This is a genomic window from Streptomyces sp. NPDC050534, from assembly GCF_044457745.1.
Classification (GTDB): Bacteria; Actinomycetota; Actinomycetes; order Streptomycetales; family Streptomycetaceae; genus Streptomyces.
On sequence record NZ_JBITHF010000014.1, the window covers coordinates 182,416 to 197,173 of the forward strand.

General features: G+C 71.5%; 15 protein-coding genes. 6 read left to right on the plus strand and 9 right to left on the minus strand.

Annotated features, from left to right (window positions below):
* The first annotated feature begins 79 nt into the window (after positions 1 to 79).
* The 3 genes from ACIBN2_RS37475 to ACIBN2_RS37485 all read left to right on the plus strand — a co-directional run bounded on the left by ACIBN2_RS37475 (position 80) and on the right by ACIBN2_RS37485 (position 1,946).
* On the plus strand, positions 80 to 658 hold the full coding sequence (locus ACIBN2_RS37475) for an NADPH-dependent FMN reductase (RefSeq protein ID WP_399141335.1): 579 nt from the start codon (positions 80 to 82) through the stop codon (positions 656 to 658).
* A 188-nt stretch (positions 659 to 846) separates the two neighbouring features.
* Positions 847 to 1,380: a GNAT family N-acetyltransferase gene (locus tag ACIBN2_RS37480; RefSeq protein ID WP_399141336.1), complete on the plus strand. Its 534-nt coding sequence runs from the start codon at positions 847 to 849 to the stop codon at positions 1,378 to 1,380.
* Positions 1,381 to 1,478: 98 nt separating this feature from the next.
* Positions 1,479 to 1,946, plus strand: a complete 468-nt coding sequence (locus ACIBN2_RS37485; RefSeq protein WP_399141337.1) for an SRPBCC family protein — start codon at positions 1,479 to 1,481, stop codon at positions 1,944 to 1,946.
* A 21-nt stretch (positions 1,947 to 1,967) separates the two neighbouring features.
* On the opposite strand, the gene ACIBN2_RS37490 is transcribed toward ACIBN2_RS37485, so the two are convergent.
* Entirely contained in the window at positions 1,968 to 4,565 is a 2,598-nt protein-coding gene (locus tag ACIBN2_RS37490; protein ID WP_399141339.1) for a PAS domain S-box protein, read from the minus strand.
* A 364-nt stretch (positions 4,566 to 4,929) separates the two neighbouring features.
* Here ACIBN2_RS37490 and ACIBN2_RS37495 point away from each other — a divergent pair, with 364 nt between their 5' ends.
* The gene (locus ACIBN2_RS37495) at positions 4,930 to 5,256 is read left to right on the plus strand and encodes an STAS domain-containing protein (RefSeq protein WP_399141343.1); all 327 of its coding nucleotides are present in this window, start codon (positions 4,930 to 4,932) and stop codon (positions 5,254 to 5,256) included.
* 23 nt (positions 5,257 to 5,279) lie between these two features.
* On the opposite strand, the gene ACIBN2_RS37500 is transcribed toward ACIBN2_RS37495, so the two are convergent.
* A complete protein-coding gene (locus tag ACIBN2_RS37500) occupies positions 5,280 to 5,957 on the minus strand; it encodes a DUF2202 domain-containing protein (protein WP_399141345.1) in 678 nt (225 codons plus the stop codon).
* A 172-nt stretch (positions 5,958 to 6,129) separates the two neighbouring features.
* On the opposite strand from ACIBN2_RS37500, the gene ACIBN2_RS37505 reads away from it, so the two are divergent.
* On the plus strand, positions 6,130 to 6,825 hold the full coding sequence (locus ACIBN2_RS37505) for a response regulator transcription factor (protein ID WP_399141347.1): 696 nt from the start codon (positions 6,130 to 6,132) through the stop codon (positions 6,823 to 6,825).
* On the plus strand, positions 6,815 to 8,290 hold the full coding sequence (locus ACIBN2_RS37510) for an ATP-binding protein (protein WP_399141349.1): 1,476 nt from the start codon (positions 6,815 to 6,817) through the stop codon (positions 8,288 to 8,290). The genes ACIBN2_RS37505 and ACIBN2_RS37510 overlap by 11 nt, the downstream gene beginning before the upstream one ends.
* A gap of 18 nt (positions 8,291 to 8,308) precedes the next feature.
* Here the strand turns inward: ACIBN2_RS37510 and ACIBN2_RS37515 are convergent, their stop codons facing one another.
* The 7 genes from ACIBN2_RS37515 to ACIBN2_RS37545 form a co-directional block, all read right to left on the minus strand.
* Positions 8,309 to 8,587, minus strand: a complete 279-nt coding sequence (locus ACIBN2_RS37515) for a hypothetical protein (protein ID WP_399141351.1) — start codon at positions 8,585 to 8,587, stop codon at positions 8,309 to 8,311.
* On the minus strand, positions 8,584 to 10,206 hold the full coding sequence (locus tag ACIBN2_RS37520; protein ID WP_399141352.1) for an FAD-dependent oxidoreductase: 1,623 nt from the start codon (positions 10,204 to 10,206) through the stop codon (positions 8,584 to 8,586). Before ACIBN2_RS37520 ends, ACIBN2_RS37515 begins: the two co-directional genes overlap by 4 nt.
* Positions 10,207 to 10,310: 104 nt before the next feature.
* Positions 10,311 to 11,057 (minus strand): ferric reductase-like transmembrane domain-containing protein, encoded by a 747-nt coding sequence (locus ACIBN2_RS37525; protein WP_399141353.1) that lies wholly within the window; start codon positions 11,055 to 11,057, stop codon positions 10,311 to 10,313.
* Positions 11,058 to 11,449: 392 nt separating this feature from the next.
* Positions 11,450 to 11,695, minus strand: coding sequence for a ferredoxin (locus ACIBN2_RS37530; RefSeq protein WP_399141355.1), 246 nt, complete (start codon positions 11,693 to 11,695; stop codon positions 11,450 to 11,452).
* A gap of 5 nt (positions 11,696 to 11,700) precedes the next feature.
* The gene (locus tag ACIBN2_RS37535; protein WP_399141356.1) at positions 11,701 to 13,044 is read right to left on the minus strand and encodes an NADH-ubiquinone oxidoreductase-F iron-sulfur binding region domain-containing protein; all 1,344 of its coding nucleotides are present in this window, start codon (positions 13,042 to 13,044) and stop codon (positions 11,701 to 11,703) included.
* A 20-nt stretch (positions 13,045 to 13,064) separates the two neighbouring features.
* Positions 13,065 to 13,805 (minus strand): ferric reductase-like transmembrane domain-containing protein, encoded by a 741-nt coding sequence (locus ACIBN2_RS37540; protein WP_399141358.1) that lies wholly within the window; start codon positions 13,803 to 13,805, stop codon positions 13,065 to 13,067.
* Positions 13,802 to 14,746, minus strand: coding sequence for an FAD:protein FMN transferase (locus tag ACIBN2_RS37545; protein ID WP_399141359.1), 945 nt, complete (start codon positions 14,744 to 14,746; stop codon positions 13,802 to 13,804). The genes ACIBN2_RS37540 and ACIBN2_RS37545 overlap by 4 nt, the downstream gene beginning before the upstream one ends.
* Between the last annotated feature and the right edge of the window lie 12 nt (positions 14,747 to 14,758).

Genomic DNA, 14,758 nt, shown 5'->3' on the forward strand with positions numbered 1-14,758 from the left:
GAACTGCCGAACACGACGGCGACCGGGTGCTCCAGGGCACTCCACGGGTCGCCCCACCTTCGCGACAGGAGACAGGACAGTGAACAGGATCGGCATCATCCTCGGCAGCACCCGCCCGGGCCGGCTCGGCGACCAGGTCGCGGGGTGGGTCCACGACATCGCGGGGCGGCGCGGCGACGCCGAGTTCGAACTGGTCGACCTCGCCGCCTTCCGCCTTCCCCACTTCGACCAGGCGGTTCCACCCGCCCGGGGTGGGGCGGGTGGGCCCGAGGCGCAGGCGTGGGTGCGAACCGTCGACGGGTTCGACGGATTCGTCTTCGTCACGCCCGAGTACAACCACCAGATGCCGGGCGTGCTCAAGAACGCCATCGACTTCGTCTTTGCCGAATGGGCCGACAAGGCCGCCGGGATCGTCTCCTACGGTGTCGTCGGGGGCGCAGGCTCGGCGGCCCAGTTGCGGCAGATGTGTGGCCTGCTCGGACTCGCCGACGTCCCGGCACAGGTCTCGCTTCACCTGGCCACGGACTTCGAGAACTTCTCCGTGTTCGCGCCGAGTGAGTTCAGCACGCACGCCTTGAGCGGACTGCTCGATCGCGTCGTGGAGTGGACCGAGGCCCTCGCACCTGTACGCAGGCGGCGCGCGGCGTCCATGGCCTGAACTGACCTTCTGGTCGGCCGCTGGGCCGTCGGCAGACACCTCGCGAGCGGGACCACCGAGCCTCGGGCTCCGGCGTGAGCAACCCTTCGAGGTCTTCGTCCAAAACGCTTGCGAGGGGCCGGCGCTTCGTTGAACGCGGGCGAGCGCCCGATTACCGATGAGGTCCTTGCGTTGGGCAGGATGGGCCCATGACCGAGATCCGTACACCCCGTCTCCTCCTCCGTGGCTGGCACGACGACGACCTGGCGCCGATGGCGGACATCAACGCGGACCCGCGTGTGATGCGCTGGATCGACGACGGCTCGGTGCGCGACCTGGACCACACGGCCGAGGCCATCGAGCGCTGGGAGGAGGAGTGGGACGAGGAGGGCTTCGGGCTCTTCGCCGTCGAGCTGCTGGCCTCGGGCGAACTGATCGGCTTCACGGGACTGTCCGTGCCGGAGTTCCTGCCGGAGGTGATACCCGCGGTGGCGATCAGCTGGCGGCTCGGCTCACAGTTCTGGGGCCAGGGATACGCCTCCGAAGCCGCGCACGCCACGCTGGAGTTCGCGCTCCAGGACCGCGGCCTGGACCGCGTCATCAGCATCAACCGGATGGGGGACGACGCCTCCGAGAACGTCATCCGCAAGCTCGGCATGGCGCCCGAGCGAGAGACGACACACCCGGTGTACGGCTACCCACTGCACGTTCACGCCATCGATCTCACCGAGTTCCAGGCGTGAGCCGGCCGATCCGCCGACCGTCACAGCACGTCCGCGCTGGACAAGAGTTCACCGTCGACGCAAAGCGACCGCAACCTCTGCAGCCCTAGACTCGGGCCATGAGCAGAAGCGACCGCGCCAGCCGGCTGATCGCGGCACCACCGGCGACCGTCTACGGCGCTCTCCTCGACCGGGAGTCCCTCGAGGCCTGGCTGCCACCGGAGGGTATGCGGGGGCGGGTCGAGCGGTGGGATCCCCGGCCTGGTGGCGGGTTTCGGATGGTCCTCACCTACCTGGACGCCCTGGACAGCCCCGGCAAGACGTCAGACGCGACGGATGTCGTCGACGTCAGTTTTGCGGAGCTGGTGCCGCCGGAGCGCATGGTGCAGAAAGCGAGGTTCGAGGCCGACGACCCCTCGTACGCGGGCACCATGACGATGACCTGGCACCTCGCTTCCGCCGGTGCCGGAACCGAGGTGACCGTCACCGCGACGGACGTGCCACCTGGCATCGACCAAGCGGCCCACGAGGCCGGGATCGCCTCCTCGCTGGCCAATCTGGCGTCGTACGTCGAAGCGGCCGACTGACACAGGTGGGCAGGCCGTCCTTCACAGGCGGAGGGTCAGCCAGGTGGTCTTGCCCCGCTCGTCGGGTCGGACGCCCCAGGCGTCGGCCAGGGCGTCGACGAGGATGAGGCCGCGCCCTGACTCCTCATCCTGATCTGCCAGCCGTGGCTGGGGCAGGTGAGGGCTGAGGTCGCTCACCTCGATGGCGAGTTCGACGACGGTGTGTCTCAGGTTGAGGGTGATGGGACCCGACGCATGCTGGATGGCGTTGGTGAGGACTTCGGAGACCAGGAGCTGCGCGTCGTCGACCCGGTGGGAGCAGTCCCAGCCCGTAAGAGCCTCGGTCACGAAGGTGCGGCCCACGGAGACCGTGGAGGCGGTGGCCGGCAGTTCCGCGCGGGCCGTGTGCAGCGGCGCGTCAGGGAGCTGGGTCAGGAGGAGGGTGACGTCGTCGTTGTGACTCTCGGCATCCGGAAGCAGGCTGACGAGCAGGTGGTCCGCGGCTTCCTCGAGGGTGGTGACGCGGGCGAAGGCGGTACTGAGAGCGGCGGTGAGCTTGTCGATCTGGCACTCGATGTCACTGCCCGGGGTTTCCACCAGGCCGTCGGTGTAGAGCACGAGGGTGGCGCCGGGCGGCATGGCCGCACTGGACTGCTGGTAGAGGATGTCCCCCACACCAAGGGGCGGGTTCACGGGGGTGGGCAGTCTGGACACGCCACCGCTGGGGCTGGCGACGAGGGTGGGCAAGTGGCCGGCGGAGCAGAGGGTCACGGATCCGGCGTCCGGAGCGATGACGAGGTAGCAGCAGGTGACGAGCTGGTCGGGGACGCCGAGGTCGGCGACGGCCGTGTCCAGAGCCTGCACGAGTTGGCGGGGTTGCATGCCCGTCTTGGCCAGCGCGTGCCCGGCGGAGCGCAACTGGCCCATGACGGAAGCGGCTTCCAGGCCGCGGCCCATGACGTCGCCGATCAGGATGCCGACACGCCCGGCGCCCAGCGGGATGAGGTCGAACCAGTCGCCGCCCACGCCGGCGCCCTGAGTGGCGGGCCGGTAGCGGCTGGCGGCGGTGAGGCCGGGGATGGCGGGTGGGGTGCCCATGAGGCTGCGTTGCAGCGTGAGGGCGATGTGCTTCTGCTGCTCGTACAGGGCGGTGAGCTCGGCCTCGGCACGCTTGCGGTCGCTGACGTCACGGATGATGGCGCAGGCGCCGATGACGGTGTGATCGGGGCCGCGGGTGGGCCAGAGGGTGACGTCGACGTCGATCATCTGGCCGGTGCCGGTGAGGCGGAGCGTTTCGAAGTGCTCGATCCTCTCGCCGTGCCGCAGTTGCTCCAGCAGTTCGGTGATCTCGGCCTTGCGTTCCGGCGGCGCCAGCATGGACACGTGCTGTCCGATGGCTTCCTCGGCCGAGTAGCCGTACAGCCGCTGCGCGGCGGCGTTCCAATACGTTATGCGGCCGTCGAGGGTCTTGGCGAGGATCGCGTCCTGGGAGGACTCGACCAGCGCGGCGAGTTGGTTGATGCGGGCCTCGGCGGCCTTGCGCTCGCTGACGTCTCGCACGGCGGCCGAGACCAGCAGACCCTCCGAGGTCTCCAGCGGGCTGAGGCTGATCTCGACCGGGAACTCACTGCCGTCCTTGCGCAGTCCGTGCAGCTCGAGACCGGCCCCCATGGGACGCACCTGCCGGTTGACGGCGTATCCGTCACGGTGCTGGGTGTGGTGACCCTGGAACCGCGCGGGGACGAGCAACTCGACCGAATGGCCGAGGAGTTCGTCGCGCCGATAGCCGAAGAGGGCTTCGGTCTGTGCGTTGACGAGTTTGATGGTCCCCGTGTCGTCCACGATGACCATGGCGTCCGGGGCCGCCTCCAGCAGCGCACGGAACCTGTCGTCGGCGGCCTTGCGCTCGCTGACGTCTCGCACGGCGGCGGACACCAGCAGACCCTCCGAGGTCTCCAACGGGCTGAGGCTGATCTCGACCGGGAACTCACTGCCGTCCTTGCGCAGTCCGTGCAGCTCGAGACCGGCTCCCATGGGACGCACCTGCCGGTTGACGGCGTAACCGTCACGGTGGGCGGCGTGCTGGCCGTGGAACCGACCGGGAATGAGGATCTCGACGGGCTGGCCCAGGAGTTCGTCGCGCCGATAGCCGAAGAGGGCTTCGGTCTGTGCGTTGACGAGTTTGATGGTCCCCGTGTCGTCCACGATGACCATGGCGTCCGGGGCCGCCTCCAGCAGCGCACGGAACCTGTCGTCGGCGGCCTTGCGCTCGCTGACGTCTCGCACGGCGGCGGACACCAGCAGACCCTCCGAGGTCTCCAGCGGGCTGAGGCTGATCTCGACCGGGAACTCACTGCCGTCCTTGCGCAGTCCGTGCAGCTCGAGACCGGCTCCCATGGGACGCACCTGCCGGTTGACGGCGTAACCGTCACGGTGGGCGGCGTGCTGGCCGTGGAACCGACCGGGAATGAGGATCTCGACGGGCTGGCCCAGGAGTTCGTCGTGCTGGTAGCCGAAGAGGGCTTCGGTCTGTGCGTTGACGAGTTTGATGGTGCCGGTGTCGTCCACGATGACCATGGCGTCCGGGGCGGCTTCCAGAAGACCTCGGAAGCGGTCCTCGGCCGTCTCGGACCCGTTCACGCGGCTCACAGCGGCGTGTTCGGGTTGAGCGCGCTCGGCGGCTTCTCGTCGGCCGGCCGACGCTGACGTGGCCATATCGCCCATAGCATCCCTAACTGGCAGTCAGCTCGAGTCAATTGGCCCATCCCAACGCATGTCAGCCGTCTTCGCCCTCATCTGCCATCAACTGGCTGCGTGCCGTTCGCACATGTTCGCTTGCGGCCGTAGTCCGTCGCAGTCTGGCGAGAACGACGCGGACCAGGCAGGGGCTGAGGGGTTTCGTACCGGATGCTTCGCAGCTACGTTGCGGTGCGCAACCGGTCGCGGGCCGAAGGAGGTGACAGGTGTGGGAACCGATCCGCATCAGGAGGGAAAGGGTCTGCGGATGACCCTGAAACGCACCCCCGTCACCCCCGACTACTTCATGACACTGGCCCTGACCGGCGAGCTGGACACCAACACCATCGCCGCTCTCTGCGAGCTCACCTCCAAGGTGCTGGCCGAGGGCAGCCGACACCTCGTCATGGACCTGTCCGAGGTGACTCGCTGCGACGACGCCAGCTTCTTCACCCTCCTCGGCATCCGCCAGGCCATCCACCACACCGGCGGCAGCCTCACCCTGGCCAACCCCAGCCCACCGGTCCGGGGCATGCTCTCGCACAGTGCCGTACGGGACCTGCTCCCCCTCCAGGACCTCCTCGCCCCGGAGTGACGTACGTCGGGACCGTGACCGGCTCACGGGCCGCTCATTCCATGCTCGAACATCTCCAGATGCATCTGCGAGGCGGCGAGCAGGTTGCCGTAGACCTGGCGTGCGTCCGGGGCGGTGAGCCCGGTCAGGGCGTGGCGCAGGGCGGTGATGTCGTCGGCCTCCACCGTCCGGCCGGCCTTCAGGGCTGCGGACAGGCTGCGGTCGCCCTGGTGCAGAAGCCGGTCGTAGGTGGCCCGGACGGCCGGGTCGCGGAAGTCGCCGGTCCCCTTGCCCGTGGTCGGGTCTGTGACGTCGTAGCGGTTCAGCAGGGTGCGTACGGCCGTCAGGTGGTTGGTCTCGGCCGCTGCGATCCGGTCGAAGATCCGCACGTCGTAACGGTCGGCGAAGCTCGTGTAGAGGTCGTGGGCCAGCTTCTCCTCCTCGGCCATCCGCGCCAGTGTGGCCTTCTGGGCCCCGGTCAGGGTGCCCTGCGGGGCGAGGACGGTGTACCTGGTGCAGCCCCCCTGCCGGCGGGTGTCGTGCATGCCGTCACTGTGCTGCCGGGCGTGGTGCTGACGCCCCGTCATCATGTGCTGCTGCAGGGTGGAACCCGGCGCCGGAGGGGTGTCGGTGCCCGCCGCCACCGGGCCTACGGCCAGCAGACCGCCGACGGCGAGGGCGCCGGCGCCGACCGCCGTCGCGATCTTGGTGTTGCGCTTCATGGCGAACCTCCTCGACTCCGCGGGAGCTTCTTCGCGTCCCGCACCATCACCGTCGCGCCGGGTCCTGCAGTCGCTGTGCGGCGCGTGTGGAGACGGCATGGAGACCAACCGACCGGCGCATCGGGACTGTTCGGCCCTGCCGGGAGGCAGGCGGGGCGGGTAGATGTGGGACATGGCCGCCACCGTGCTCGTCGTCGAGGACGAGAAGGAGATCCGCGAGCTGCTGCGCCGCTATCTGGAGCGCGCCGGATACGGCGTGCTCACGACCGGCTCGGGCGCCGAGGCCGTGCGGCTGCTGGGTGAGGGCGATGTCGATCTGGCGCTGCTCGACCTCGGACTGCCGGACGTGGACGGCGAGGAGGTGCTGCGAGAGGCCCGTGCGCGAGGGCGGATGCCGGTGCTGGTGCTGACCGCGCGTACGACCGTCGAGGATCGCATCCACGGGCTGCGGCTGGGTGCCGACGACTACGTGACCAAGCCCTTCAGCCCCACCGAAGTGGTGCTCAGGGTGGGCGCGGTGCTGCAGCGAACCGGGGGTACGGCGGCGGGTGCGGCGCCGATCCTGTCGTACGGCCGAAACCGGCTGCGGATCGACGAGGCCCGGCACGAGGCCGTGCTGGACGGGACACCGCTGGAGCTGACGCCCACCGAATGGGGGCTGCTGACCACCCTCGCTTCGGTGCCGGGCCGGGTGTACTCGCGCTACGAGCTGGTCAACCGGTTGCGCGGCTACGAGTTCACCGGGTACGAGCGGACGATCGACTCGCACGTGAAGAACCTGCGGCACAAGCTCGGGGACGTCGGTTCCGAGCTGGTCGAGACGGTGCTGGGTGTGGGGTACCGGCTGGGGTGGGCCCGTGATCCGTGAGCTCGGTTCGGCGCGCTCCGGCGTGCGGCCGTCCGGGGGCCTCGGGCCGCTCGGGCGACGGCTGTTCGCCGCGTTCGCCGTGGTCGCCCTCGCGTCCGTGGCCCTGTTGACGGTCGCGGCGCTCGTCGGCGCCGGCCTCGGGCTGAGCAGTGCCCACCAGGCGGACCGTCAGCGCGTCGCGTCCCGGGTGGCTGCGACCGCCGCCGACGCCTACCGGGCCGTGGACGGATGGCCGTCGGCCGACCTGTCGGCGGCCCGTTCGATCGCCGCCGGAGCAGGGGCGGTGCTCACGGTGCGCAACGCGGACGACGAGGTGGTCTCCGGCGGATCCGGTTCCGGGCCGGAGGACGGCATGCCCGGCCCGGGGCACGGGCATCACGGGCAGATGACCGGCTCGGGACCCGGCGCGAGCGCCCCCGTCGTGGTCGGCGGCAGCACGGTCGGCTCAGTGCGCCTGGTCTTCCCGTCCGGCTCCGGGTCCGCGGGTCTGTCCGTCGCCTGGGGCTGGGTGGCCGCGGCCGCCGTCGGTGCGCTGGCTCTGGCGCTGGCCGTGAGCTGGTTCGTCACGCGGCGCCTGACCGCTCCCGTGATCCGCGTCGCTGCCTCGGCCCGTGCGCTGGCCGCGGGCGACCGCACCGCGCGTGCCCGGATCGACGCGCCCGGCGAACTGGGCGACCTCGCCCGCGCCTTCGACGCCATGGCCGACGACGTCGGCCGGGTCGAGCAGGCCCGCCACCGGCTCGCCGCGGACGTCGCCCACGAGCTGCGCACGCCTCTGGCCTCGTTGCAGGCCGGGCTCGAGGAGCTGCGCGACGGCTATGCCGAGCCGTCGGCCGAGCGCTTGGGCATCCTGCACGACCAGACGCTGCGGCTGGGCCGCATCGTCGGCGACCTCGGGGAACTGGCGGAGGCCGAGTCGGCGCGGCTGTCCCTGCACCTGACCGAGGTCGATCTGACCGCGCTGGCCGTCGCCGCCGTGGCCGAACGTGGAGCCGAGCTGCGCACCGCGGGGCTGACCGTGCACACCCTCCCGGGTCCCACTCCGTTGCCGGTCCGCGCGGACGCGGACCGGCTGCACCAGGCCCTCGGCAACCTGCTGAGCAACACCGCCCGCCACTGCCGCCCCGGCGACACCGTCACCGTCACCACGTCAGCCACGCCCACCGAAGCCCTCGTAGAAGTGGCCGACACCGGTCCCGGCATCCCCTCCGACGAACTGCCGCACGTCTTCGACCGCTTGTGGCGTGGCGCCCGCGCTCGATCGGGAGGCGGCAGCGGCATCGGCCTCGCCGTGGTCAGGGAACTGGTCACCGCCCACGGCGGCACGGCCACCGCGGCACCCGGGCCGGGTGGCGGAACGCGGATGATCCTCCGTCTGCCCAGGGCCGCGGCAGAGGGGGCTGGGCCTGTTCCCGGCCCTGCCGGGCCACCTGAGCGGCCGGCAGGGCTTCGGACGTCGGCTTGATGAGGCGCGGCACACGGCTCACCGCCTGGTGTGGTCCCGGCCCGTCCTCGTCGGCTTCGGGGTGCCCGCGCCGGAGTGTTCCCCGGCGGCCGCGGGGGCGGTCGGCGCCTTGCTCGGTGGCATCGGCGCGGCGGTGACCAGGACTCTGGCGTACGCGCCCATGACCGCCGCGGTCACGACGATGATCACCAGCCAGCGCAGATGCAGGCGGGCGGGCAGGCTCAGGAACCAGCGGAGCAGCCCACCCGATGGCGGGCTGCCTGCGCGGCGGCTGCGAGAACGTCCGGCTCGGCTCATCGTCGGCTCCTTCTGTTCAAGGCCCGCGAGCGCGGACGGGAGCGGCCGATCTGGTCGCGGTAGTCGAGGAGTTCCAGGGGCATGTCGAAAGCGACGGCTGCCACGATCTGCGGGCCGTGGGGCGTGTCGCGGGTGTAGCGGGCGACGAAGCGTTCGGCGCGCAGCGATCCCTCGGTGATCTCCACGTCGGTTCCGAGAGAGGGGATGCCCACGGCTTGGATACGGGTGCCGTGCTGCTCGGACCAGAAGCGCGGGACCGGCGCGAAGCGGGCTGCGCGCTCCGGACCGCGCAGCAGCGCGTCCGCGGCATGCTGGCCCATCTCCACGGCGTGGATGAGGTGCTCGGTGCGGCGCGGCTCGGCGTCGAAGCGCAGGTTGGGCCAGCGGGCCACGTCGCCCGCGGCGACGACATGCGGAGTCGGCCGGCCCCAGTGGTCGATCGCGTGGCAGGTGGGGGCGCACAGCACACCGTCGGAGACGTCCAGTCCGCTGTCGCGCAGCCATTCCGTGCGCGGTTCGCTGCCCAGGCCGAGGACGACGAAGTCCGCGTCGATCAGATCGCCGTCGTCCAGGCGCAGCCTGATGATGTCGCCGTGGTCCTGCCAGTCGGTGATCTTGGTGCCGAGCCGTACGTCGACGCCTGCCCGGCCCTGGATGTCGGCGACCACGGTGCCGACCCGCTCGCCGAGGACTCTGCGCAGCAGTGGCGCGCTGTGCACGACGAGGGTGACGTCCAGGCCGCGGTCGCGGAGTGTGCAGGCCAGTTCGCAGCCGACGAATCCGCCGCCCAGGATCACCACGTGGCGGGCCTGCACGGCATCCATCGCCCGCCGGACGGCGGCCGCGTCCCCCAGGGTGCGGATCGTGCGGATGCGGTCGCTGAACAGCGGCGCCTCGGGAAGCCGCTTGGCGTCCACCCCGGTGGCCACCACCAGCCCTTCGAAGGGGAGGCGCTCGCCGCCCCGCAGATGCACGGTCGATCCGTAGAGGTCGAGGCCGACCAGGCCGGTCTCCAGCAGCCAGTGGGCGTCCAGATCCTCCTCCGCCCTGAACGCCAGCTGCTCCGCCGCCAGTTCACCGGAGAGGAACTGCTTGGACAGGGGCGGGCGGCTGTAGGGGCGGTGCGCCTCCTCGCCCACCATGACGATCTCCCCGTCGAAGCCGCGTTCCCTGAGCCGGCTCGCCGCGCTGAGGCCGGCCAGTCCCGCGCCCGCGACGACGATGCGCCTGCGACTCGCCCGCGCCGACGCCCCGCTGCGCAGCGGACGTCCCGGAAGCCGCTCGCCGGCGGTCCCTGGGGCGCGCGTGCGCCCTCCCTCGATCTTGACCGCCTGCATGGGGCAGCACCGCGCGGCCTGACGCGCCTTGGCCGCGAACTGGGCCGGCACGGCGCGGGTGTAGTGCAGCGAACCGCCCTCGGAGATCCGGAAGACCTCGGGCGCCTCCTGCTGGCAGATCCCGTAGATGTGGCAGCGGTTGTTGTCCACGCTGATCCGGACGGGCTCGTCCTCCGGGACCAGTACGGGACGCGGCAGATCGAACGACTCGGCAGGAATCGCCGGTACGGCCGGGAGCTCGGCCGGAGCCTGCCGCGGGCTCGGCACCACCGCCGGGTACACGACGCCCGACTGTGCCTGATGGGGAATGAACGGTACGACCCCATGACCGTGTTCCTGGGCCCTGGGTGGGAAGTGTTCCGCCGGCTGCCCGGCATGAGAGGGGTTCACCTGGCGGCTCCGGCCTCACTCGGGAAGGCCCGCTGGCGCAGCCTGGAGCGCGAGGGGAAGATGCGGATGAGGAAAGCCACCAGGACCGTGCCGGCACCCGACGCCACGCCGACCGCGACCAGGTTCAGATGGCGCGGTTCCGGGTGGACCAGGAAAACATGCAGCCAGATCAGGGCGAAGGACACGTAGGCGAACTGGTGCACCCGCAGCCAGCGGTGGTAGCCGAGGCGGTTCTGCAGCCACACCGAGCAGGCCACGGCGATCGCCAGTTCCGTCCCGAGAATGCCCATGCCCACCGGTATTCGCTGGACGCCGCCCTCGAAGGGCAGGGTCAGCTGCGCCCAGCCGATCCGCCAGATCGGCTGGTAGAGGAAGGTCAGGCCGTGGATGCCGCCGAAGATCATCGCCGAGAGCGCCAGCGTCATGTGGGCGCCGTAGAACGTGGCTCTGTTGACGGCGCGCTGCATGAACCGCAGCCTGAGCATCACCCCGAGGACGACGGTCGAGACCATCAGCACGTAGGCGATGAGCGCGGCCAGCCGTGCGATCTTGTGGGAACCGACGTCGTACGGCACGTGCTCGCGGTACGCGTCCAGTGGTGATCCCGGTATCGGTGGCGCGGCGGCCACGGCCTCGGGCGCCAGGAGGGCGGTGAGGCCGAGCACTGTCACGACCACGACCAGCCACCTGGCATATCGGGCGGTGACAGGACTGCACCCGGTGGGCACCTTGTCCCTCAGCATGTTGTGAGCTCCTCGCATCGACATGCCCGCGGAACACACAGGGCGGGCAGGCCGGTCGGAGCCGCCGCACCAGGAGTGCGTTCGCGCGGGGGTGACACCAATGCCCCCGATCCCGCACAGGCGGTGCGCTTGCTGGCGGCAGACGCTACACGAATCCTGACGGCCGATCCGGGTCTTCAAGAAGCCAAACACCATGGAAATGCCGGGAGTTGCCCCTTTTGGTGTGTCGTTTGAGTCGGTTCTGTGGTCAACCTCTGAATGTCCTCTGAATCCAGCGTTGCAGTGGTGGCATCACACGGAGATTCCGCCGACAGTGAGAGTCCCCTGTGAAAAGCGCCACTCCGCGGGGTCACGCGGCAGCGGTGGACGAAGCGGTGGCGCGGTGGGGACGGTCACGAACCGGTGCGTGTGCCGGAAGGTGCCCGGTCCAGGCGCAGGGCCAGTGCCGGGCAGGCCGCCACCGCGCGCCGCGCGTGCGCCAGGGCTTCGCCCGTCAGCGGGGCCGATCCCACGATCGGATAGCCCCACTCGTCCAACTCGACCAGTTCCGGCAGGAGTTCGGCACACAGGCCGTAGCCGTCGCAGGCGATGCGGTCGATCCCGAGAGTGCGCGCCCCGGAATTGGATGCGGCGGTCATGTCGATCACCTCCAGTCCCGGTCGTCCGGTGCCGGTGCAGGTGGAAGCGGCAGTACAGGTTCGTATCCGGCCGCTGCGCAGGGCCCGTGGATCAGGTGATGCCGTACGTCGTCGGCGAAGACCCGCAAGGCGGTCGCGGCGAATCGTGACGCGCCGTCGGGATGCCGGCAGGCGCCGCGCCCGGCGAGCAGCCCCACCCGGCTCTCCAGCCGCTGCAGCCGGCCGGGGCTGCAACGGCCGTGCGCGAGTTCCGCGAAGTCCGCCGCGGCGGCCGGCAGCCCGAATTGGCACGGTCCGCACTGCCGTGCGCTCTGTGCCGCGAGGTAGCCGAGGACCCGGGCCGCCTCGGCGAGTCCGCAGACGTGGGCGGGCAGCGCCACGAGCACCCCGGCACCGGGTCCCGCGCCGAGCGACGCCAGGTCCGACTTGGCGAAGGGAACGCGCAGCGCCTGCTGGGCCGGCAGCCAGCTGCCGAAGAAGCCACCCAGCAGAACGGATCCGAGCGGTTGGGTGGCTCCGCCGGCGACGTCCAGCACCTCGCCGAGCGGCAGGCCCATCGGCACTTCGTACACACCCGGGGTATGCAGCGCGCCGGAGAGGGTCACGAGGGTGGTGCCCGGGGCGTCGGGGCGTCCGGCGCCCCGGAACCAGTCGGGGCCGTAGCGGGCGATCAGGGCGAGGTGGGCGAGGGTCTCCACGTTGTCGATCAGAGTGGGGCGGCGGCCGACTCCCTTCTCGAAGGGGCGTGGCGGGGTGGCCAGGGGGCGGGCGTCGCCGCCGTTGAGCCAGCGCACCAGGGACGTCTCCTCGCTGGAGACATAGTGGTGGGGCAGTTCCTGCACCAGGACCGGCACCGGGTCGAGGCCCAGCCTCTGGCGTTCCTCTACGGCTTCGCGCAGCGCGCGTGCCTGGTCGTGCCTGGTGCGTGGCAGGCACAGGTGCGCCACGTCGGCGCCGACCACGGCGGCGGCGAGTGCGACACCGTCCAGTACCAGGTGGGGGGCGAGATCCAGCAGGGTCTCGTCCTTGCTGCTGGCCGGTTCGCTCTCCATGCCGTTGGCGACCACCACGGCGGTGCCCTTGCCTGCGGCGACGGTGCGCAGCTTGCGGCCGGTGGGGAAGGCGGCGCCGCCCTTGCCGGTCAGCCCGGCGTCCTCCACCGCACGCACCAGCCGGTCGGCCGCGTCGGGGTTACCGGGCAGGGGAGTCGGGCCGTACCGGCCAAGGTGCTCGTCCAGTCCGGCCGCGCCGCCGGTGGCGTACCACCCGTGCAGCAGCCTCGAGCCGTACGGGCCCAGCCTGCCGTCGCTCCCGTCGCCGACCGGCAGGGCGGTCCGTGCGTCGGTCATCGCGTCTGTCATTGCGTCTGTCATTCGGAGCCTTCCCCGTCGTCGGCCGGCACGGGCGCCGGGTGTACGGCGACCGTGGGCGCGGGCGCGGGGTCTCCCGCGCGGTGTGCCCAACCCGGCTGCAGCGGGCCGGAGTTCATGAACGCGGCCAGCACCACCGGCACCGCCGCCGCGGTGACCCCCGCCCACAGCCGTGCCGCGACCCGGCCCGGACCCGCCCGGTACAGCCGCCACCAGACGGCGCCCACCACGAGGGCGAGGCACCCGGCGTACAGGGCGAGCTGCTGGGGGAGCCGGGTGTCTGTGCCGGTCCCGGCGGCGTGGAAGATCGCCACCGGCCAGGCACCGTAGGCCAGCCAGTGCACGGCCTTCCAGCGGCGCTGCCCCATGCGCAGCCGCACCGCGCTGGTGAGAGCGACCGCGAGCAGCAGGTCGAACGCGACCGTGCCGAGCCCCACCCACAGCGGCCGGTACGCGGAGGTGAACGGCACCACCGTCACCAGCCAGCCCAGATGGACGAAGGTGTCGAGGATCGCGGTGACGATGTGCAGGGCCAGGAAGACCAGGGTCAGCACCGAAAGGTTGCGATGCAGCGCGCTCACCTCGAAGCGGGCGATCCGCTGCGGCGCGTACCGGCCGCCCACGGCGACACCGAGCGCGACGGTGGCGGTGAGCAGCACCAGGGCGACGGTGCCGCCCGCCCGGGTGGCGTACCACAGAGGGCTGGGGCCGGCGGCGGCCAGCGTCGCGAGTCCGGTCACCGGGTACCTCCCACGGCGTCCTCGGGCCAGCCGCACACCCGCTCGACGCTTCCGTCCACGCGGACCAGACGCGCGGGCAGTCCCGCCCCGCGCAGCCGGGCAAGGGCACGTTCACCGAGGACCACGGCCTCGGTGCTGGCGGTGTTGGCCGCCACGCAACTGCCGGCGGCGACGCTGACGGTGCGCCAGACCGGGGCGGGAATGTCGCCGGTCGCCGGATCGACGATGTGGTGCAGTTGGCGTCCTCCGCGGCGCCAGGTGCGCACGGTGGTGCCGGAAGTGGCGAGTCCGCCCCCGGTGACGCTCACCGTGGGCCGGTCCTCGGTGTCGGGGGCCGCATGGTCGTCGGCGAGGGCGATCCGCCAACCGCCCGCCGGCGCCTGGCCCGCGACGGAGAGGTCTCCGCCGAGGTTGACCAGGACACCGCAGCCGGTGGCCTCGGCCGCGCGGCGGGAAGCCCTGTCCGCGGCGAGGGCCTTGGCGGTCGCCCCGAAGTCGAGCGAGATGCCCGCGGGCAGCCGCAGCCGCCGGGCGGCGCGGTCCCATTCCACCGCCCGCCAGCCCGCGGACGGTCCGGCCACGCGGACGGGGCTCACATCCTGCGGTCGCAGCGCGGCGAACGTCACGTCGTAGCCGAGCGCACTCACGGCGCTTCCGACCGTGGGGTCCACGACGCCCCCGGTCGTCTCGGCCGCGTGCAGCGCGACGTCCAGCGCCTCGGCGAACAGCGCGCCGACCTGGCGGACGGCGCCCGCCGCGGCGTTGACACGCGACAGCTCCGAGTCGGGCCGGAAGCGACTGCACGCCTCGTCGATCGCGGCCAGTTCCGCGTCGAGGACACGCCGTGCCTCGTCCAGCGCGCCCGGGTCGGTGACGAGCAGCGAGGCGGTCGTGCCCAGCGCACGGAAGGAGACCGACGCCGGTTGCGTGGCGGCGGTCATGACGCACCCGAC

Coding starts and splice junctions, on each gene's coding strand:
- ACIBN2_RS37545 (WP_399141359.1), bottom strand. CDS start 14,746: ATGACCGCCGCCACGCAACCGGCGTCGGTCTCCTTCCGTGCGCTGGGC.
- ACIBN2_RS37505 (WP_399141347.1), top strand. CDS start 6,130: ATGGCCGCCACCGTGCTCGTCGTCGAGGACGAGAAGGAGATCCGCGAG.
- ACIBN2_RS37485 (WP_399141337.1), top strand. CDS start 1,479: ATGAGCAGAAGCGACCGCGCCAGCCGGCTGATCGCGGCACCACCGGCG.
- ACIBN2_RS37480 (WP_399141336.1), top strand. CDS start 847: ATGACCGAGATCCGTACACCCCGTCTCCTCCTCCGTGGCTGGCACGAC.
- ACIBN2_RS37530 (WP_399141355.1), bottom strand. CDS start 11,695: ATGACCGCCGCATCCAATTCCGGGGCGCGCACTCTCGGGATCGACCGC.
- ACIBN2_RS37495 (WP_399141343.1), top strand. CDS start 4,930: ATGACCCTGAAACGCACCCCCGTCACCCCCGACTACTTCATGACACTG.
- ACIBN2_RS37515 (WP_399141351.1), bottom strand. CDS start 8,587: ATGAGCCGAGCCGGACGTTCTCGCAGCCGCCGCGCAGGCAGCCCGCCA.
- ACIBN2_RS37525 (WP_399141353.1), bottom strand. CDS start 11,057: ATGCTGAGGGACAAGGTGCCCACCGGGTGCAGTCCTGTCACCGCCCGA.
- ACIBN2_RS37535 (WP_399141356.1), bottom strand. CDS start 13,044: ATGACCGACGCACGGACCGCCCTGCCGGTCGGCGACGGGAGCGACGGC.
- ACIBN2_RS37500 (WP_399141345.1), bottom strand. CDS start 5,957: ATGAAGCGCAACACCAAGATCGCGACGGCGGTCGGCGCCGGCGCCCTC.